The sequence below is a fragment of the Shewanella sp. 1311 genome (assembly GCF_059338235.1).
The window spans coordinates 1,794,225-1,813,855 of the sequence record NZ_CM181686.1 but is presented as its reverse complement, the minus strand read 5'-3'; the positions used below and the strand labels follow the sequence as shown (position 1 = coordinate 1,813,855).

Annotated in this window: 16 protein-coding genes, 1 pseudogene and 1 riboswitch; of the genes and pseudogenes, 10 read left to right on the top strand and 7 right to left on the bottom strand. The window is 46.9% G+C overall.

Annotated elements, in window-relative coordinates:
- Positions 1-32 precede the first annotated feature (32 nt).
- The gene (locus AC5YB3_RS08215) at positions 33-2,222 is read left to right on the top strand and encodes an OsmC domain/YcaO domain-containing protein (RefSeq protein ID WP_494526926.1); all 2,190 of its coding nucleotides are present in this window, start codon (positions 33-35) and stop codon (positions 2,220-2,222) included.
- A 161-nt stretch (positions 2,223-2,383) separates the two neighbouring features.
- Here AC5YB3_RS08215 and AC5YB3_RS08210 read toward each other — a convergent pair whose 3' ends face one another.
- Positions 2,384-3,292 (bottom strand): GGDEF domain-containing protein, encoded by a 909-nt coding sequence (locus AC5YB3_RS08210; RefSeq protein ID WP_071939913.1) that lies wholly within the window; start codon positions 3,290-3,292, stop codon positions 2,384-2,386.
- Between the two features lie 378 nt (positions 3,293-3,670).
- Between AC5YB3_RS08210 and AC5YB3_RS08205 the strand changes: the two genes are divergently transcribed.
- The gene (locus AC5YB3_RS08205; RefSeq protein ID WP_006084120.1) at positions 3,671-4,141 is read left to right on the top strand and encodes a cupin domain-containing protein; all 471 of its coding nucleotides are present in this window, start codon (positions 3,671-3,673) and stop codon (positions 4,139-4,141) included.
- Between the two features lie 226 nt (positions 4,142-4,367).
- Positions 4,368-5,147: a prolipoprotein diacylglyceryl transferase gene (gene lgt / locus AC5YB3_RS08200; protein WP_494526925.1), complete on the top strand. Its 780-nt coding sequence runs from the start codon at positions 4,368-4,370 to the stop codon at positions 5,145-5,147.
- Between the two features lie 83 nt (positions 5,148-5,230).
- On the opposite strand, the gene AC5YB3_RS08195 is transcribed toward lgt, so the two are convergent.
- Positions 5,231-6,148: an alpha/beta hydrolase gene (locus AC5YB3_RS08195; RefSeq protein ID WP_494526924.1), complete on the bottom strand. Its 918-nt coding sequence runs from the start codon at positions 6,146-6,148 to the stop codon at positions 5,231-5,233.
- A 387-nt stretch (positions 6,149-6,535) separates the two neighbouring features.
- Here AC5YB3_RS08195 and AC5YB3_RS08190 point away from each other — a divergent pair, with 387 nt between their 5' ends.
- Positions 6,536-7,897, top strand: coding sequence for an MATE family efflux transporter (locus tag AC5YB3_RS08190; RefSeq protein WP_494526923.1), 1,362 nt, complete (start codon positions 6,536-6,538; stop codon positions 7,895-7,897).
- Between the two features lie 58 nt (positions 7,898-7,955).
- On the opposite strand, the gene AC5YB3_RS08185 is transcribed toward AC5YB3_RS08190, so the two are convergent.
- Positions 7,956-8,381 carry a CBS domain-containing protein gene (locus AC5YB3_RS08185; RefSeq protein ID WP_445782281.1) on the bottom strand — a complete coding sequence of 142 codons (426 nt, stop codon included), beginning with the start codon at positions 8,379-8,381 and terminating at the stop codon, positions 7,956-7,958.
- 255 nt (positions 8,382-8,636) lie between these two features.
- Here AC5YB3_RS08185 and AC5YB3_RS08180 point away from each other — a divergent pair, with 255 nt between their 5' ends.
- Together AC5YB3_RS08180 and AC5YB3_RS08175 are read left to right on the top strand one after the other, a co-directional pair.
- Complete coding sequence (locus tag AC5YB3_RS08180; RefSeq protein ID WP_259483001.1) at positions 8,637-10,403, top strand: alkaline phosphatase D family protein; 1,767 nt, start codon at positions 8,637-8,639, stop codon at positions 10,401-10,403.
- 285 nt (positions 10,404-10,688) lie between these two features.
- A complete protein-coding gene (locus AC5YB3_RS08175; RefSeq protein WP_006080219.1) occupies positions 10,689-11,255 on the top strand; it encodes a phosphoribosyltransferase in 567 nt (188 codons plus the stop codon).
- A 91-nt stretch (positions 11,256-11,346) separates the two neighbouring features.
- Here the strand turns inward: AC5YB3_RS08175 and AC5YB3_RS08170 are convergent, their stop codons facing one another.
- The gene (locus tag AC5YB3_RS08170) at positions 11,347-12,624 is read right to left on the bottom strand and encodes a glycerophosphodiester phosphodiesterase family protein (protein WP_494526922.1); all 1,278 of its coding nucleotides are present in this window, start codon (positions 12,622-12,624) and stop codon (positions 11,347-11,349) included.
- A gap of 370 nt (positions 12,625-12,994) precedes the next feature.
- Between AC5YB3_RS08170 and AC5YB3_RS08165 the strand changes: the two genes are divergently transcribed.
- Together AC5YB3_RS08165 and AC5YB3_RS08160 are read left to right on the top strand one after the other, a co-directional pair.
- The gene (locus AC5YB3_RS08165; RefSeq protein WP_006080221.1) at positions 12,995-13,297 is read left to right on the top strand and encodes a DUF3622 domain-containing protein; all 303 of its coding nucleotides are present in this window, start codon (positions 12,995-12,997) and stop codon (positions 13,295-13,297) included.
- Between the two features lie 366 nt (positions 13,298-13,663).
- Positions 13,664-14,848: a DUF3103 domain-containing protein gene (locus AC5YB3_RS08160; RefSeq protein WP_268649770.1), complete on the top strand. Its 1,185-nt coding sequence runs from the start codon at positions 13,664-13,666 to the stop codon at positions 14,846-14,848.
- Positions 14,849-14,947: 99 nt separating this feature from the next.
- Here AC5YB3_RS08160 and azu read toward each other — a convergent pair whose 3' ends face one another.
- The 3 genes from azu to rihA all read right to left on the bottom strand — a co-directional run bounded on the left by azu (position 14,948) and on the right by rihA (position 17,639).
- Positions 14,948-15,424, bottom strand: coding sequence for an azurin (gene azu, locus AC5YB3_RS08155; protein WP_006080224.1), 477 nt, complete (start codon positions 15,422-15,424; stop codon positions 14,948-14,950).
- A 327-nt stretch (positions 15,425-15,751) separates the two neighbouring features.
- Positions 15,752-16,663 carry a ribokinase gene (gene rbsK / locus AC5YB3_RS08150; RefSeq protein ID WP_494526921.1) on the bottom strand — a complete coding sequence of 304 codons (912 nt, stop codon included), beginning with the start codon at positions 16,661-16,663 and terminating at the stop codon, positions 15,752-15,754.
- Between the two features lie 19 nt (positions 16,664-16,682).
- The gene (gene rihA, locus AC5YB3_RS08145; protein WP_494526920.1) at positions 16,683-17,639 is read right to left on the bottom strand and encodes a pyrimidine-specific ribonucleoside hydrolase RihA; all 957 of its coding nucleotides are present in this window, start codon (positions 17,637-17,639) and stop codon (positions 16,683-16,685) included.
- Between the two features lie 301 nt (positions 17,640-17,940).
- Between rihA and AC5YB3_RS08140 the strand changes: the two are divergent.
- Both AC5YB3_RS08140 and AC5YB3_RS08135 read left to right on the top strand, forming a co-directional pair.
- Positions 17,941-18,339, top strand: a pseudogene (locus AC5YB3_RS08140) (RCC1 domain-containing protein); the annotation flags it as partial.
- Between the two features lie 215 nt (positions 18,340-18,554).
- Positions 18,555-19,223 carry a hypothetical protein gene (locus tag AC5YB3_RS08135; RefSeq protein WP_226058182.1) on the top strand — a complete coding sequence of 223 codons (669 nt, stop codon included), beginning with the start codon at positions 18,555-18,557 and terminating at the stop codon, positions 19,221-19,223.
- Positions 19,224-19,359: 136 nt separating this feature from the next.
- A riboswitch (cobalamin riboswitch) is annotated at positions 19,360-19,593 on the top strand.
- Positions 19,594-19,631 lie beyond the last annotated feature (38 nt).

Here is a 19,631-nt window from a genome sequence, read left to right as displayed (position 1 = left end):
CAGACTCGCATATTTAGTGGAAATCATATTCAATGGAAATCAAAGTTAATTTTCTCGACAATCTTAGACTTGAAGCCAAGTTTGATGATTTTACCGTTACCGCCGATCAGCCGATCCGCTACAAAGGTGATGGTTCTGCTCCTAGTCCGTTTGATTATTTCTTAGCGTCGTCAGCCCTGTGTGCGGCCTATTTCGTGAAGGTGTATTGCAAAGCCCGCGATATTCCAACGGATAACATCAGACTGTCGCAGAACAATATTGTCGATCCTGAAGATCGCTACAACCAGATTTTCCAAATTCAGGTTGAATTGCCAGAAGATATTTCCGATAAAGATCGCGAAGGTATTTTGCGTTCAATTGACCGTTGTACCGTTAAAAAAGTGGTGCAAACGGGACCAGAATTTAAGATTGAAACCGTTGAAAACCTAGACGCAGACGCCAATGCCATGCTGATGGGCCAGCCTAATGGCGCATCGAGCACCTTTATTCTGGGTAAAGATCTGCCACTGGAGCAGACCATTGCCAATATGACGGGCATGCTCGCCGATCTTGGAATGAAGATTGAGATCTCATCATGGCGTAACATAGTGCCGAACGTGTGGTCACTGCATATTCGTGATGCCGCTTCGCCAATGTGTTTTACCAATGGTAAAGGCGCGACCAAGGAAAGCGCGCTGTGTTCAGCGCTCGGCGAGTTTATTGAGCGTTTAAATAACAACTTTTTCTATAATGATCAATTCTTTGGGACTGAAATCGCTAATAGCGAATTTGTGCATTATCCCAATGAAAAGTGGTTTGCGTTAGAGGAAGACGATGCGTTGCCTGCGGGTATTCTGGATGACTATTGTTTAGAGATTTATAACCCAGACGACGAGCTGTGCGGTTCGCACTTGATTGATACTAACTCGGGCAATATTAAGCGCGGCATTTGTGCGATTCCTTACACCCGTAAATCTGACGGTGAAACGGTTTACTTCCCATCGAACCTGATTGAAAACCTGTTCTTAAGTAATGGCATGAGCGCGGGCAATAACCTGCAAGAAGCGCATGTGCAGTGTTTGTCAGAGATTTTTGAGCGTGCCGTTAAACGCCAAATCATTGAGCAAGAAATTGTTCTGCCAGATGTGCCAATGCAGGTACTTGAAAAATATCCAAGTATCCTCGCGGGTATTAACGGCTTAGAAGAGCAAGGTTTTCCGGTTGTGGTCAAAGACGCTTCACTCGGCGGTCAATTCCCTGTGATGTGCGTGACCCTGATGAACCCGAAAACCGGCGGCGTGTTCGCCTCATTTGGCGCGCACCCAAGCTTTGAAGTGGCATTAGAACGTAGCTTAACTGAGCTGTTGCAAGGTCGCAGTTTCGAAGGCTTAAACGATGTGCCAAAACCGACCTTTAACAGCATGGCGGTCAGCGAGCCAGAAAACTTTGTTGAGCACTTTATTGATTCAACAGGGGTAATTTCATGGCGCTTCTTTAGCAGTAAATTCGATTATGAATTCTGCGAATGGGATTTCTCTGGCACCAGTGAAGAAGAGGCCAGCGGTCTGTTTGGCATCTTAGAAGAGTTAGGTAAAGAGGTGTATATCGCTGAATTTACCGATTTAGGCGCATCGGCATGCCGTATTTTAGTACCTGATTATTCTGAAATTTATCCAGTTGATGACTTGATTTGGGATAACACCAACAAGGCGCTGGCATACCGTGAAGATATCCTAAATCTGCATTCGTTAAGCACTAAGCAATTGGCTAATTTGGTTAATCGTTTAGAAGAAAGCCAACTCGATAACTACACGGATATCCGCACCTTAATCGGCATTGTATTCGATGAAAATACCGTTTGGGGTCAGCTCACGATTATCGAGCTTAAGATCCTGATTTATTTGGCACTCGGTGCACATGAAGACGCGATTGAGCTAGTCGGTGAGTTCCTGCAGTTTAACGACAATACCGTTAAACGCGGCCTGTTTTACCAAGCCATGAATGCTGTGCTGGAAGTGACCTTAGATGAAGAGTTAGAACTTAATGATTTTATCCACAACTTCAATCGCATGTTCGGTAAAGAAGTGATGGACAATGTCGTTGGCTCAGTCAAAGGTAAAGTGCGTTTTTATGGACTGACTAAGACCAGCATGCAGCTCGAAGGCATTGAGCCGCACTTAAGATTGATTGAAAGCTATAAAAAACTGCATCAAGCCCGTAAAGCTGCGAAAGACGCGAATTAATTCTGTTATTTGGCATTAGCTTAATGTGTTTAAAAGCGAACCTTAGGGTTCGCTTTTTTGTTGGCTGCCGTTGTTATCCGATCTTGTGATAAGTATTTGTAAATATTGTTTATTCAGAGAAATTGTCATTGCCGCTGCTAGTTTTAACGACTTAAATCCGCTTAGGCTGTATTTGATATAACTCGATTTTTGCCATTACGTTTAGCTTGATACAGGGCCGCATCGGCCCGCTTAAGCGTGTCTTCATAGGAGGTATCCAATGCTTCTATGCTGGCAACCCCGATACTTACGGTGGCAAACAAGCCGTTAACCGCATGTTGTTGCAGTGCCGAGTAAAAACAATCGCAGAGGTATTCTGCAAATTTAACCGCCTGAGACTGTTCGACACCGGGCAGGGCAATCACAAATTCATCCCCACCAAAACGATACGCGCTATCGGTTTTTCTAAATTGAGTGCGACAGGTTTCGGCAACGGCGATGATAATTTTATCGCCAGCATGGTGGCCTAACTGGTCATTGATAGACTTTAAGTGGTCTAAATCGAGGATCAAGATTGAGGTGGGCGTACGGTGGCGCTGAAAAGTGTCGAATTGAACGGTTAAGTCGCGTTCTAATCGGCGGCGATTATATAATCCTGTGAGCTGATCGGTATCGCTGAGCTGACGCAGCTGCAGTTCAAGCTCATGTCGCTGTGAGATATTACTGGCGACCCAGAGCACCACAGGCTCATCATTGACGAGAAAGTCTAGCGCTTGAATTCGTCCCTCAAACCAAATGGGTCGATCTGGGCCCGCGTCAGGTAAGCCTTTGACATCTTTATTACTGAGTTCATATTCTTCAATCAGTAATGCTCGGCTAGCTAAGGCTTGTTCGATAATGCCTAAGAAGTAATTTGTTTTATCGGGGTTTAATACATCAGCAATGTACAAACCGACTAAGCCACTGCCATCGTGGTAATAACGCCCATCTTTACCGCCGAATACAGCCACGTACCGACCACTTTTTGACAATATTAAGGCAGGATCTGGCAGTGCATCGAGGATTAACGCCATCTGTTCAATATTGATCATCAATTAAGATCCCTGTGGAAAATCACTTAACTTTATGTCTGCGTGTCCAAGTCATCATTACGAGCCGCTCTTTGGAGCTTTAGCCGCCAATGAATCCCGCTAACTCATAATAATCTAGCCGCTTTTGGTGGGAACAACAAACCATAACGACACGCCGTACAATTTATTTGTCGTCACGATTTTGCCAAGTCGCTAGCGCGATTGATGCCACAAGCCATAACTCTCTCTTTCCTATTGTAACGAGTCAAAAGTGATATGTTGAACTTTGGCGTGTGTGCTTATGTTCAAAAAGCTAAACTGCAATGCTTAGTGAGCAGATGTTTTTCGAGTAGACTCTAGAACCTGAATTGTGGTTTTAATTTTACCCAGGGATTTATAATGCATACAGCCGATGATTTTATTGAACATTTAGCACTAGAACAGCATGTAGAAGGCGGCTATTACCGTTCATCCTATCGTTCTGAAACGCCGTTTGATCAGACTCGGGCATTATGGAGCAGCATCTATTTTTTACTGCGCACGGGTGAAGTTTCCCACTTTCACCGCCTAACCGCCGATGAAATGTGGTACTTCCATGCAGGACAATCGCTCACCATTTATATGATTGCCCCTGATGGCGTGTTAACCACGGCGCAATTGGGACTCGATTTAGCGGCGGGCGAGCGACCACAATTTTTGGTGCCTAAGGGCTGTATCTTTGGTTCGGCGATGAATCAACCCGGCTTTTCGCTCGTGGGCTGCATGGTGTCCCCTGGTTTTACCTTCGATGATTTCGAGTTATTTAGCCAAAAAACATTACTAGCCCACTATCCGCAGCACAGCGAAATCATCAAGCGTCTGAGCCGATAGTGGTATAAAAAAAGCGCGTTCATTAGAGCGTGAATTAACCCATTAATGAGTGAGAGTTCGATTCGGTCGAAATAACATCATTCGGCTAAATCAATGCTACTCAGTGTCGTTAAATTTGGCTCAATAGTAAGATATCCCCGCGACAAGGCTTGTCTATTGGCGTTTAACCACGTAAAACAGGCTTTTTGGCGTACCTCTATGTACCAAGTGTTAGGAGTAATTGAATTTGGAACACTTAGTGTGGGAGCTCGATCCTGTATTAATCTCGTTTATGGGACTAAAAATACATTGGTATGGAGTCTTGTTTGCTGTTGCTATCACTGCCGGTTTTCAGGTGATGAAGCGGATTTATATCAAGGAAAACCTCGATGTCGAGTCCCTTGATAATCTACTGATTTATTGTGTGGTTGGCATCATAGTGGGCGCGCGTTTGGCCCATTGTATTTTTTATGATCCGGCTTATTACTTTGCCCATCCGCTGAAGATTTTGGCGATTTGGGAAGGTGGGCTCGCCAGCCACGGTGGGGGTTTAGGGGCGATTCTGGCGCTGTATTATTACCAACGCAAAGTGAAGCTGCCCTTCCTGTTTTTGTTGGATAGACTCGCGATCGCCACCGCCATTTTTGGCTTTTTTGTGCGTATGGCGAACTTTGCCAACTCAGAGATTTTAGGCGATCCAACGACTCAACCTTGGGGCATTATATTTGCCCGTGTTGATATGTTGCCAAGGCATCCGGCACAGCTTTATGAGGCTTTTGCCTATTTGGCTATCTTTGTCGCGCTTTATGCTCTGTATCAATTTACGCAGATTAAACAACGGCATGGAGCGATTTTCGGCTTGTTTCTGGTGTCGGTATTTAGTGCGCGAATTGCGATTGAATCGATTAAAGTCAGCCAAGCGGCTTACTCTGAATTAGTGCTAAGTGCGGGACAACTTCTTAGCTTACCGTTTTTAGCCGTTGGCATAGTCTTGTTGTTTTTGGCGTATCGAAAGAAAGCCGTTTAAGTCTGAATATCAAACGGTTTAAAAAGGCTTTCTATCTAGATAGAAAGCCTTTTTTATGAAGGAATTAATCATCAAGGATGACGTTAGGCTGTCTTCACTATATTACTCACTTGCACCATGGCATCCCGAGCGGAACGGCTCACTCCCGAGAGTTGGAAGAAGCCATGGATGACCCCAAGATAGCGGCGGCAGTGGGCATTCACGCCAGCCTCTAATAGATGCCTAAATAGCTGTTCTCCTTCATCGACGAGCGGATCAAATTCAGCTGTGATGATATGGGTTTCGGGCAGTCCCGCTAAGTCAGTGCTTCGCAGCGGACTGGCTTCGGCATCGGTTCTGGGGTGCCAATCTAAATACAGATCAAATCCAGTGAGTAAGGTGTCGCGGGTGATGATGTATTTCTCGCCATTGTCGCTATAGCTTTGGCTTTTAGCGGTGGCATCGAGCATTGGATAGATAAGTACTTGCTTTTGTGGCAACCATTGCCCTTTGGCTTTTAAACGTAGGCAAGTGACTAGGGCTAAATGGCCGCCAGCGCTGTCGCCCATCAGGGTAATCTTGTCCTTATCGCCACCCCATTGTTGGCAATGCGCATATATGACCTCGGCGGCATTGCAGGCATCGTCGTGGGCGGCGGGGTAAACATGTTCAGGGGCGAGACGATAGCTAACGGCAATCACCAGTGCGCCAGCATCATTAGCGAGTTTACGCAGTTGTTGATTGTGGGTTTCAACGCCGCCACTGACAAAACAGCCGCCATGGTAGTAAATGACAACGGGTAAATCGTTTGCCGCCGAAGGTTTGAACAGGGTCAAGTCTGCGCCATCGATGGAAACTGCGCGCACCTCGAACACGTCTTCCGCTTCACCTGCGAGTACCGTGCTGGCGATATAACCTTGCCTACGTTGCTCAATGGTTTGCTCTCGCACCGATGGGCAACCCGCCGCGATAAACTCGCTAACCAATTGTTTAATTCCCTCTTCTAAATAGAGTTGGCTCATTTAATACTCCCTCAATGTTCAGTGTGCTTAGCAGTTCTGCAATGGGCTGAGTTTATCGGCAGTTTAATTGAAATGGTAGCCGCAGTGATGAGTCCTGTTTTTAGCTCTGCCATCAACTCAGTAATGAATACGGTTGCAGTCGGCATATTTTCATTAATACAGATTGAGTTGTATGGTGACTTGTAAGAAAATTACCAACTCAATTGACCATTAGGCGGAATGCGCTTAAATTTCCGCCTGATTGTGTGTTGGTTAGCACTAGGTTGTCTATTTGTGAAAGTTGCTTTCAGTATCTTGGCTAAAATATAGGTTGCCAAGATACCGTTTGAGCGACACATTGAGCCAGCGCTCACATCGTTATCCGTACTCTATTTGCAGGAATTCTCCGTGGCTAAAGCACCCAAAACATTGCAACAACGCATGAGCATAGTCGCCCTCACTTGGCCGATTTTTGTCGAGACCTTGCTGCAATCACTGCTTGGGATCAGCGACATTTTTATGCTCAGCCATTATTCCGATAACGCGGTTGCAGCGGTGGGACTCACGACTCAGCTGATGTTCTTCATGATGGTTATGTCGATGATGGTGAGCACAGGTGCGAGCATTTTGATTAGCCAGAACAATGGCGCAGGCCAGTCGCAACAGGCTGTCGATATCGGGGTGGCAAGTGTCGCATTGAGTTTAGGACTCGCCTTGATCATGGGCGCCTCTATGTTCTTCGGCGCGAAGGGGATTATCGGCCTATTTGCACTTGAACACGATGTGGCAGGCTTTGGATATGACTACTTAGTGATTTGCGGCAGCTTGAGTATAGGCTTGGTCATGAACATTGCTTTTGCCGCGATTTTAAGGAGTTACGGCTTTACTCGCTCGGCCATGTTAGTTACTTCAAGCACAGGCTTGATGAACGTCATCGGTAACTATATTGCCCTGTATTCTCCCTTTGACTTGCCTGTTTATGGGGTAACAGGGGTGGCAATTTCCACCGTCACCAGCCAGATCATCGGCGCTGTGATCATGCTGATGGTGATCCGCTATAAAAAGATCCCGCTGCCACTGCAACGGCTTAAATTATTACCGCGCAGCACCTATTGGAGTGTGATGCGTATCGGTCTACTCAATGCCGGTGAGATGTTGTCTTACAATGTGGCGCAGATGACCATCATCTATTTTATCAGTCAAATGGGGACTTTATCGCTCACGGCTTATACCTATGGCCTAAACATCAGCCGGTTTATTTATTGTTTTGCGGTGGCGCTCGGGCAGGCGACGCAAATTCAGACCGGATACTATGTCGGCAAACAATGGTTCGATGAAATCACTGCGAGAGTGCAACGCTACTGTCTGGTGGGTTTTATCACTTCGCTGGTCATAGTGTTAGTCTTCTACTGGCAGCGATTCACTATTGTTGGCTGGTTAAGTGAGAACGAGGAAGTCATCCAACTGACGGCGTTATTACTGGCAGGTTCTATCGCGCTTGAAACGGGGCGGGTGTTTAATCTGGTGATTATTTCGGCATTAAAAGGCGCGGGTGATGTGGCGTTCCCTGTGCGGGTTGGCCTCTTTAGCATGTGGGGCATTGGCGTGCTATTGGCATGGTTCTTTGGATTGCATTTAGGTTACGGCGTGCTTGCAGCATGGCTTGCCGTTGCGGCAGATGAATGGATCCGCGGCCTGATTATGGTGTATCGCTGGCGCTCGTGCCGCTGGCAGCGTTTTACTCGAATACCGCCTGCGACTGCAGTGTAGTTTTGGTGAGATGAATGGAAGCGCAGCAAATATTGGCCGCGCTTTTTGCTCGATAAGCTTAACTTTGCTGTTGCAGCAGGGTACGACACAGCTTAATAAAGTCCGATGAGGTGACGATACCGAGTACCTTTTTATCAACATCGACAACGGGCAAGCAGCCGAGTTTGTTTTCGATAAAATATTCCACCACCACAGTTAAGGGCTCGTCGGCGGTAAGATGCTGATAGTCTTGGTCCATCACAGTTGTGATCGGCGTGTATCGTTCTTTGCGCTCGAGCGCGCCTTGGCCGTACTTGTTCAACATAGTCATCACGCTGGCGATCATCTTTTTATGGGTGAGTACGCCAACGAGGGTGCCATCAATTTCAGAAATCACGGGTAAGTGGCGTACGGCACGGGTTTGCATCAGATGGTGGGCATCTTTCAAACTGGCGCCATCGCTGATGCAGATGACTTGATCACTCATAATATCGCTGACTTTCATTGTTAAATTCCTTTTCTTGCCATTCTTAGGCGTGCATTTAACACGCTGCGTTAGCCTGCACCGATGTTAGCAGCTTCCTTGTTCGCTGCGCCAGCCCTGCTTAAATAAAGTACGCCATTCAGTATAAGTATTTGAATTGATAGAAATCATAAAAGGCTGACAAAGATGTCACAAATGTGTAACAGTGATGTCTCACAATCGGGGTCTCATTAGACCTCATACCAGTGAAGCCTTATCTAACAAGGAATAATAATAATGAATCGTACCGTAACTCGTCGTGACTTTTTGGCTATGTCGGCCAAAGGTGTTGGCGTTGCTGTGATCTCTTACGGCTTGATGGGCTGTAGCGATAGTAATGATGATAATTCTGTACCTGCGCAATTTTTACATGGGATTGCCAGTGGCGATCCTGCGATTGATGCTGTGATCCTTTGGACCCGTGTCACGCCTGAATCTGAGGGCGATGTAAAAGTGAGTTGGCAAGTGGCAAGCGATGCGGCCTTTAGTCAATTAGTGACCACGGGTGAGATGGTCACTAATGCAAGCCGTGACTACACGGTTAAGATTGATGCCCGCGGCTTACGTGCTGGCCAAAACTATTTTTACCGCTTTATGACAGGTGACAAAACCTCTGTCGTGGGTAAAACCCGTACTCTGCCTGAAGGCGATGTGAGTTCTGTCAAACTGGCGGTGATGTCCTGTGCGAACTTTCCAGCTGGATATTTTAACGTCTATGAGTTAGCGGCGGCGCAGGATGACTTAGATGCTGTGGTGCATTTAGGCGATTACATCTATGAATATGCCCGTGGCGGTTATGCCAGTGAGCATGCTGCAGAGCTTGGCCGTGAAGTATTACCGGCCACTGAGTTGCTGACATTGGGCGATTATCGCACCCGTTATGGGCAGTACCATACCGATGCGAGTCTGCAAAAGTTACACGCGAAAGTGCCTTTTATCACAGTGTGGGATGACCACGAAGTGGCCAACGATACTTGGCGTGATGGCGCTGAGAATCATAATGAAGGCGAAGGCGATTTTGCCGTCCGCAAAGAAGCGGCACTGCAAGCTTATTTCGAATGGTTGCCTATTCGTCCATGGCGCGAAGGGAACCATGAAGAGATTTACCGCAGCTTCAGTTACGGCAATCTTGTCGACCTGCACATGCTCGATACCCGCGTATTGGCCCGTGATAAACAGCTCGATTATGCCGATTATATGGATCCGACAACGGGTTCGTTTGCGGGCGAACGTTTCCTTGCCGATGTGACTTCGACCACTCGCACTATGCTGGGTCTGACGCAATTGTTATGGCTGCAGGGCACTCTGCTGCAAGCAACGGGCAAGTGGCAGGTGTTAGGGCAACAGATTTTGATGGGCAAGATGTCATTGCCGGCGGCGATTGCGACGCAGCAGATGAGCATTCCCCAATATGCCATGTTAGGCGCGTTAGCTAAGTTAGCGGCGCGTGCGGCGGCAAATGATCCCACGCTGACCGCCCAAGAGTTGCAATATCTTCAGGCTAATCAAGCCTTATTAACCCCAGAAGTTATCGCACTGCTGCAATTACCTGCCATTCCATACAACTTAGATGCTTGGGACGGTTATGCCTATGAGCGTGAGGTGATTTTAGGTACGGCTAAATCGAAAAACCTCAACCTAGTCGTGATCGCGGGTGATACCCATAATGCCTGGGCTAACGAACTTAAAGACGTGAATGGCGATACCGTTGGGGTGGAGTTTGCGACCAGCTCAGTGTCTTCACCAGGTCTTGAGTACTATTTGAATCTGCCCGCTGAGCAGATCCCTGCGACTGAGGCGGCGATCGTCGAGTTAGTGCCAGATCTTAAGTACGCTAACTTAAGAGATCGCGGCTTTATGACGCTCACTTTCACCGCTGATGAGGTGCGCAGCGACTGGCATTATGTGGATACCATTCTATCGAAGGATTTCCAAGCGGCAACGGCACGTGGTTATAGTGCCAAGGCAAAAGTGGGCGAGCATGTGATTACCCCTATCGTTTAACGCAGGTATTTATTCGCTGTTTTTAGGCCACCTTAGGGTGGCCTTTTTGTTGCTTTTTGCCTAAAAAGGTAAAATAAATGTCTGTTGTCACGCAAGTTCTTACTATTACTGCAGCACATCGCATTTTTTTGGTATAAAATTCGCTCCCAAAATTCGGCGGCTGCCTACACTTGCTAAGGCCAAGCTGTTTTAGTGTTTTGGGAACCTTTACCCGCCGAACAGACCTTACAGGGGTCATAAGCTTTAACGACCTAAGAATAAAATCAATGTGATGGGGACTGTGTCATGTCAGAAAAGTATTTTGTTACCGCGCAGCAATTGCTGGAAGATTCATTTTTATTAGCTTCGCAAGTGTATGAGAGTGGCTTTCGTCCGCAGTTTATCGTGGGTATTTGGCGTGGCGGCGCTCCAATCGGGATCGCGGTACAGGAATTTTTCGACTTTAAACAAGTAGAAACCGATCACATTGCCGTGCGTACTTCTTCCTATTATGGGATTGGTACCGACAAGCAAAGCAAAGAAATCAAAGTTCACGGCCTGCATTACATCGTTGAAAATGCGAACGCAAGCGACGGTTTATTGATTGTGGATGATGTGTTTGACTCTGGCCGCAGTATCCATGCATTAAAAGAAAAACTCGGTCAGTTGATGCGTCTGAATATGCCAACCGATATCCGTATCGCTTGCCCTTATTACAAGCCAAAAAATACCGCAGTGCCTTTAAAGCCTGACTATTACATCCATGCCTCTGAAGACTGGTTAGTGTTCCCGCATGAAGTCACAGGTTTAACACCGGAAGAAATTGCCGAAGGCAAGGGCGATTTAAAGAATATCCAGCACCTGTTTAAATAGCTTGCTCGCGGCGAAATATAGACTATTTTCGCAATAAAAAATGCGTTAACGATTAATCGTTAACGCATTTTTTGTTTTCTATATCGACGACTTATAAATCCATACAGTTCGCATAGTAAGTCACAGTGGCGGGCCAGTCGGAGAATACTCCAATCACACCGACATCTTTAGCTAACACATCGAGTAATTCAAAGGTATCGCCTTCGTTATCTATGGCTTCGGTAATGCTTTGATAATAAAAGCCGCCGCCATTTTTTAATAAACCAGAACGTTCCAGCGACCAAGTGATGATCTTAAGCCCAGCGCCTTTGGCGGCCTTAGCGTATTCCGAAGGAATGATTTTCTTATCCGCATCTAAGGCGACTAAAACCCAGAGTGGCGGCGCAATAATTTCGACACCTTGGGTCTTCAAATCCGCCATTGATGGTGACCAAGTGGCAGAGTTTTGTGGATCGAAGGCGCTGTTATAATCGTATCTGTCATCGAGAAAAACGGCTTGTTTCGCAAACTCAGGTGCGTTGGCGACCCAATATTTAATGTCATCTAAGATAAATGATTGAGGGAATACTTGCGAAGCATCGACGCCAGCCGCCGTGTATTCATCTAACATTTTTTGAGCGTAATCCTGCTGAGTAAAACCATCGAATGGCATAGATACGCTGGCGGCTTTGAGCTCTGGCGTCATCTTCACGCCAGCTTTTTTAAACATTTCAATACTTTCAGCATGGGTCATCAAGGTGCCATTGCCAGCGTAGAGATCGGTGCGCCAGCTTGGAGTGCCATTGATGAATTCGGCCGCAGTGGTCGCTTTAGGATTGCTGCCTTCCATCTTACCCTTGAGGGTTTTAAATTCGGCGAGGGTGATATCGCTGGTGCAACAGGTCGCCGATGCGTTGACGCCATTGGCTGCATCAGCCGGAGTGAATGGGCTCGAACATTTATTGGCCAGTTCAGGCACGGCTAAAATGTTGGTCGTGCTGGCAAGATCGCACTGTGAGTGGCGGCACACTAAGGCTTTATCGGCGGTGAAGGTGACATCACATTCAACTATGCCAGCGCCCGAATCGATAGCCGCTTGGTAGGATTCCTTTGTATGCTCAGGAAATTGCATTGGTGCGCCACGGTGGCCGATGGAAAACTCGCTGCGATAAAAATTGTCAGTGGTGCATTGTTCTAAGCGGGTTTTAAGTGTGCTGTCTTGCATTTGACGCACGAGGAATAAAGGTCTTTCTCCCACTTGAGCCGGAACAGGTTTGCTGGCAGGTGGCGTGACTTCTGTGTTGTTATCGTCACTATTGCAACCAGCTAATAAAGCGCTGGTGGCAATTAACAGGCCGAGTGAGAGCGACGAAATAGGGCGTAGTTTCATCAGATTTACCTATGAGTAATGATGTAAATTATTAATATTAATCAGAAACTCTAAAGTGTTAATGTGACTAAAAAAGCCTATTTTTATGACATAAACAAGAATATATACCGTTTGCACGACGATTATCTAAAGCACGCTAGCTCGCGATAAACAGCCATCAATAGAGGGTGAGCGGGATATATGCGCAGTGTTGTTTTAGACTTGAGAATTGACTCCACTGGGCGAGTCGATGAAACTGGCATGAATATTTTCATCTGGGCGATCTTTCTGGGCCGAAATCAAGTACACTGCGCTCCTTTTGTTTTATGATGAGCGTTTGGTTCGCTTGATAAGACAAACGTGACAAGCATCATTTAGGAAATAGAGCAGAATGAGCAAGGGCAAAAAATACGATTTTCGCGTGACACAGGGCGACAAAGGTTGGAAAACTGAAATCACTCGTCGCATGACATCAACTAAAACGGTTGTGTCTAAGAGCCATGATGGTTTTGCGACCGAAGCTGAAGCGCAAGCTTGGGGCTTGACTGAATTACAAGTGTTTTTAGGTACGTTAACTGAGCGCAACAAACGTCGTTCAGAGAAACAAGCTAAAGCAAAATTAGCCGCAGCATTAGCGGCTGAAGCGGCAACTGATGCCGAAGATCTTGATGAAGATGATTTCGACGAAGAGTAACACTCACTCGTTTAGTATTGTCTTATCAAGCTAGTGTGACTGTTAGGGCGCGCATGACGCGTTATGAAACGTCACTCTGGCTATAAATAACAAAAGGCGGATCTTAGGATACGCCTTTTGTGTTTTTGTCGCTCAACCTCTTTGAGCTTATCAACTCATTTTTTCCTGTTCACTCCGCACGTTTTGGTCGATTGAGAGCCGTTATCGCTATAGTCTTGTTTTTAGAGAGTTTCAGCGCTATTGCGTATTCTATACCATTAATAAATAACGATAATTATTATCGTTTGGTTTACTTGGATTCGGGTCTGTGCTCATATGTAGAGAATTCGAACACACGTTTAATTTTATTAAGGTAAGGGAACTCCTATGAAACTACTTCAATCCAGTTTATTACTGTGTTTGTCGGCTTCGGCAACCATGAGTTATGGCCAAGCCTTAGATGGAGAGGCGTTACGCTTGCTACAGGCGTCGCTAAAGGATTCGACTTTAGATGCACAAGCTCAGTTAACCAATACTAAGCGGGCATTGGCGTTAGATTTGAGCCATCAATATGCGCAGCTTGCGCCTATCTTACAGACTGAAATAAACCAGTATCAGTTGGCAGTAAATGCCGATGACATTCTGTCTCAGCATAGGCTCAATGATAATGTGATCACCAAAGCCGATGCGTCGATTCGTCGAGTGAAGGGCCTAAGTGCCAAAGCAGATTCTCTGGTGCAAGTGCGTCTAGCAGATGAAACCATGTTAACCCCATGGCAGCAAGGTGAGTCTCCTTTATTTGCCTATGAGCCCGATGGTGACGAGAGTCAGTGGGATTATATTGAAGCCTTTGATATTCATGGGCAAGTTCATCAATTAGACGTGTATAACCTACCGCAGCAGCCGGTATTTGTGGTCGGTATCGATAGTAAAAAAGCCTTTGTGGCTGGCTTAGAGGTGATGCGGGCGACATTTGCCGAAGCACAATCGGCGAAAAAAAATGGTGCGCTACTGAGCCGTGCGCAAACACAGGCGGTGGCAGACAAGCCTATTTCCACCACAGTGATCAAACAAATATCCTTGAAGGATGATCATGAGCCGTGGATTTCTGGTCGTGCCGAGATTTACGGCATAGTGACAGGGATTGACCCGAGCCGTGAAGAACCTGTGCTCGATATCGTCGAAATGCCCTATTTAGATTATGCGGATACGACCTATTACCCGAATCAAATCATCATCCATTGGGAGCGTTATCGTTGGGCGGCTGCGGACATGATCCTAATGGAGCATGACGATGGCACTAACTATAAAGTGTTGGCCACTAAGTTGTTGGAAGCGGCGGAGCAGATCTTAAAGTCGATCCCCGATCCTGAAGCTCAGGGTTATGCGCTGATCCCGCAAATCACCAATGGTATTTTAAGTGTGATGCCGGATGCTTGGTTCACCAATGACGATGACTTTGTCGACGTGTATTACACCTTACAGGAAGGGGTTGAATACCCTAACTTGAACGGGGCTAACGGTAATGCGATGACGAGCTTTGCGCCATTAGTCATCCAACCAAGACCCTGATGAATCATAGCGGCTAAATGCAATGGCTGGAATGTAAAAGCGGATCCTAAGATCCGCTTTTTTGTTTTTATCACTTAACGTTAGGCTAAGCCATTCACCTTAAGCTTTTAGCTTGAAACTACCTTGCATAATCGCCCAGTGGCCTGGGAAGCTACAGAAGAATTGGTAGGCTTCAGTAGCGCTCATGCCAGCAGTGCTAAAGGTGATAGACGTTGATTCGCCGCCGCCCACTAATGGCGTGTGAGCGATAACGCGAGTATCACCTGCTTTGACATAGGCAGCATCAGGACCGGCACTCATACCTTCGGTCGCTACGGCTGACATATCGGCTGCCTTAGTTAATACCCAGTTGTGGCCCATAGCTGCTTTTGGCAAAGTGCCTGAGTGGGTTAAGGTTAAGGTCACTTCTTTACAGCTTGCAGGTACAGACAGCTCTTTAGTGTCAAATTGCATTGCATCAGTGGCGGCAATTTTCAGTTCACATTCGTTGGCACTCGCTTGGCTAGCGAATAATAATCCGAGGCCGATTAGGCTAGTGCTTGTCACGTTACGTAAAGCTGTGCTTTTTGCTTTCATCTGGTACTTCCTTATTTGAACAAGGGTAGCCGAGTCCTTTTGACTCGGACATGCGCCTGCCAGCATAAGCAATCTTTATTAAATGGGAATGAAATCAGCGTGTAAATTATGTATATTCAACTTTCGTTTGAGTGCTTCATTCTCAGTGACTGCAAAATTCTGTAACGGCAAAATCGCTAGCGGTAAACATAGACGAGCGAGTACTTAGCTGGAACCAACTAAATACTCGCGGATTATCATTAATGGCTTTGATTTATAACTTTGATTTATAAATGATAATTTAGAAAGTCTGACTCCGGGCGTCTAACTCAAAGTCGCTTACTTTTTTTAGTACGAAAGCTCCTGTCGATAGGGGATAGCACGCTGTGCGCCTTGGCGAGTCACAGTAATGGCACTGGCCGCATTAGCAAATCCAACGGCGGCGGCAATCGACATGCCTTCGCTCAAGCCAACGACTAAGGCGCCGTTGAAAGTATCTCCTGCGGCGACTGTGTCTATGGCTTGCACTTCAAGCGCGGGCACTAGCCCGGTAAAACCTGGGCTGCTGATATATGCGCCGCGACTGCCTAAAGTGATCACCACAATCCCTACACCTTGCTGGTGGAGGAGCTGCGCAGCCATTTGGGCATCATCGAGATGATTAATTTCAACGCCTGTTAAGGCTTCTGCTTCTGTCTCATTAGGCGTAATAACATCGACCCACTTGAGTACATCGTGCCCAAGGGCGGTCGCTGGAGCGGGATTTAATACCGTAGTCACGCCAAAGGTTTTGGCCATTTGTAATGCTTTTTCCACTGTGGCAGCAGGCGTTTCTAGTTGAATTAAAAGGAATTGAGCACGGGAAAAAAGAGCATAGTGATTTTCTAAATCATCGGGTGAAAGAGTGGCGTTGGCACCCGCAGCAACACCAATGGTATTTTCACCGTTGTCACCGATAAAAATCATCGCGGTACCGGTACTCTGCTCCGCTACTTGGCTAATTCCTTCTGTACTTATGCCATCTTTAATCCAGCTTTGACGCATATCATCGCCGATACTGTCTTGGCCGAGGTGGCAGATAAAGTCAGTGCGGGTGCCTGATTTAGCTAAGCGTGCGCAGGCGACCGCTTGGTTGGCTCCTTTACCTCCCTGTTCGAGTCGATAGTCTCGGCTCATCAAGGTTTGCCCTGCTGCGGGCAGGTACTCAAATTTCATCACATGGTCGGCATTCGCACTGCCGATAACGAGTATCTGGCTCATAGAAAACTCACTGTTATTTTCATCTGCGATTGAGATAAGTTGGATCATAGACACGTAAACTGTCTACCAGTAAATCGACAAAACCGAGTCTGTCGAGCCCAAACAGCACAGTCGCATTGGCGGGTTTGCCAGTGAGTTGATAGCGATCAACCACTGTCATGCCTAAGGTCAGCTCGCTTTGGGTTTCAATCCCGACCCAACAATCTTGTGCTTCAAACAGTTCAGGTTTGAGCAACCAAGCGATAGTGCAGGGGTCGTGCAGAGGTGCACCAATAAAGCCCCATTTAGGATCTCTGTGGTAAATCATAAAGAAATCCAATAACTCGGCGACGCACTGAGCAATTGGATTTGGGATGGCGCGAATCCGTTCTATGTCTGCATCCATGATTTGCGCTTGATGGGTTACATCGAGCCCGCACATAGTGATGGGAATGCCTGACTTAAAGACAATATCGGCGGCTTCGGGATCGACAAAAATATTAAACTCGGCAGCTGGGGTCCAATTACCGACACCCGCAGCGCCGCCCATCAGCACAATGCGCTCTATTTTAGGGTGTAGCTCGCTATGACTCGCCAGTAAAAGAGCAATGTTCGTCAGCGGCCCAGTGGGCACTAAAGTCACTGGCTGAGTGCTTTGGCGGATTTGCTGCGCCATCAGTTCAACGGCCGTTATGGCTTGTGGGTTGAAGCTCGGTTCGGGCAATGCGGGGCCATCGAGGCCTGTCTCGCCATGAACATTGTCAGCGATAATCAGTTCACGTGTTAGCGGCTTAGTGGCACCGCCCGCGACGGGGATATCACCACGGTTTAACAGGGTTAAGATCCGCAGTGCGTTGTTGAGGGTTTTATCTGGGGTTTGATTGCCTGCGCTAGTCGTGACGGCAAGGGGAACAAGGTCTGGGTGAGCTAAGGCTAAGATCAGCGCGATAGCATCGTCATGGCCGGGATCGCAATCAAGAATGATGTGACGAGTCATACTGTTACTCCTTTAAACAGCGGTACTGGATGCTTAGAATAGCATGCCATCAGTTAGGCGCTAGCCTGTGGAGGGTACTTGCAGAGCAAACTGTGAGCGTTTTCGTCTTTTTATCAACAAGCTGCTAGAATTCTGCCCGTTTTTGACACTAGGCGATGTTAGGTAAATCCATTCTCGCTCTGTCCGCTGCACAACATTGAATGACATATCCAAGCAAATACAAGGAAATAAGTAATGCTCACTCATCGAATCACTTGGCCTAAGGCTTTACTCGCGGGCATGGTTGTCATGCAGATCTCTGGCTGTAGCGATCCTCAATCGATATTGGCAGGAGGGAAGCAAAATAATCATAGGTTCAGCATCATTTGTATTCACCCGTCCTGACGGCAAAGTCGTGCCAGTAGGCTATAGGGCTAACCTAGAAAATGTCGAGAAGCTCATAGAACGCATCCCGCGATTAACTTGGTTAGCGAGGGCGGGTGAGGGTTATGTCGGGATCAGTGAAAAGGGGGAATGGGTCTCTTGGTCGATGAATAACGAGATGCTCGCCAAATCTCCGCTGCAGCCAGCCGATTCGTTGGTGATTAAGCCGCTGGATTTTGCCCCTGTTGCCCAATGCGAAACGCCAGAGCAACGGCAGGCGATTCTGAGTCAGGAAAGGCCTAAACCTGAAGTAAAAATGTGGTTGTTTAGCGAATAGCACTAACCTCTTTTACCATCACGGCGCAGATAAACGGAGTATTTCTCTGTTATTTACGCCGTGACAGTGATTATTTCTTTTAAAGTGGCAGTTAATCTAGGCTTTTGACTGTTTTCAATCTGGGTTATTAGCTAGAATGCTGGGTGTTTTCTGTTCAATTTCATGATGTCGTATTAATTAGTATTAGTTATAAGTGCGATACAAGGATGATAAGTATGAAATTAGCATTGTGTTCACCTATTGGATTATTTCAAGGTGCCAGTGTGTTGTTACTCTGTAGTTTAATTGGCTCAGAGCCTGTTCAAGCCACATTAGATATGCCCCGGAGCGAAAGCGGCGCTGCTCATACCCATGTATTGCCCGTATTTGGTCAGCAATTAGGGTTCAATCTGCCAGCGGGCTGGAAGCAGGCTTATCATGAGGAGCAAGCAGGCATGTTTATGGCAGAGTTTGTGCCAGAGCAGGAAGCATTAACCCAGTGGAGTGCGCTATTTTGCGTGCAGGGCTTTAAGGATATGGCCGAGAGTATTAGCCCTGAGCGTTTTTTAGATGCGATGGCCGAGACCTATAAATCGACCTGTGACGGCGAAGTGGTGTACCAGAAGCTCGGTGACAACGAAGTCGATGGGCACGCTGGATTTCATGCGATTCTAGGCTGTACAGCCATGCCCAATATGCACGGTGTGACGGCACTGAATTCCAAAGCCTATGCTTCAACTCCTCAAGGGGAAATTGGCTACTATACGGTTGTTAGTGGCAATAAAGATTTGTATCTGTTGCATAAGTCGATGCGAGGTGCCGTTTTTTCTGCCGATAAACCGCCGCTGCAGGCGGATAATAGCCAAGATTTTATCTCCACTTTAGTCCCATTCTCCTTGAAGTAGGCTGTAGACGCTCGCTTGAGTTTGATGGACTTTCATCCGTATAGACGTCTATAATGCGCGCGCTCAGGCTCTATAATGTGCTGAGCCTTAAGGGAGTATCGCTGTTTTATTGATGGCTGTACCCTATGAATCAAATTTTTAGTCAACCTTCTGAGGTGCTTGCGTGCGAAAGCCGCGAGATAATCGGGAAGCCAGTGGAATTCTGGCACTGCCCCCGCAACGGTAAAAGGTGAGAGAAGACCGCGTTTGATTGGTGAGTTCAAGACTGAACCCGATAGTCAGAATGTCAAAGGTCAGTCTCGCGTTAATCCCATTTTTAAGGGATTAACATAGCCTAAGTCCGGAGACCGGCCCTAAAGGTGTTTTTGAGATTTCGGTGGGCAGATCTCAAAATGCGATAGTCACTGT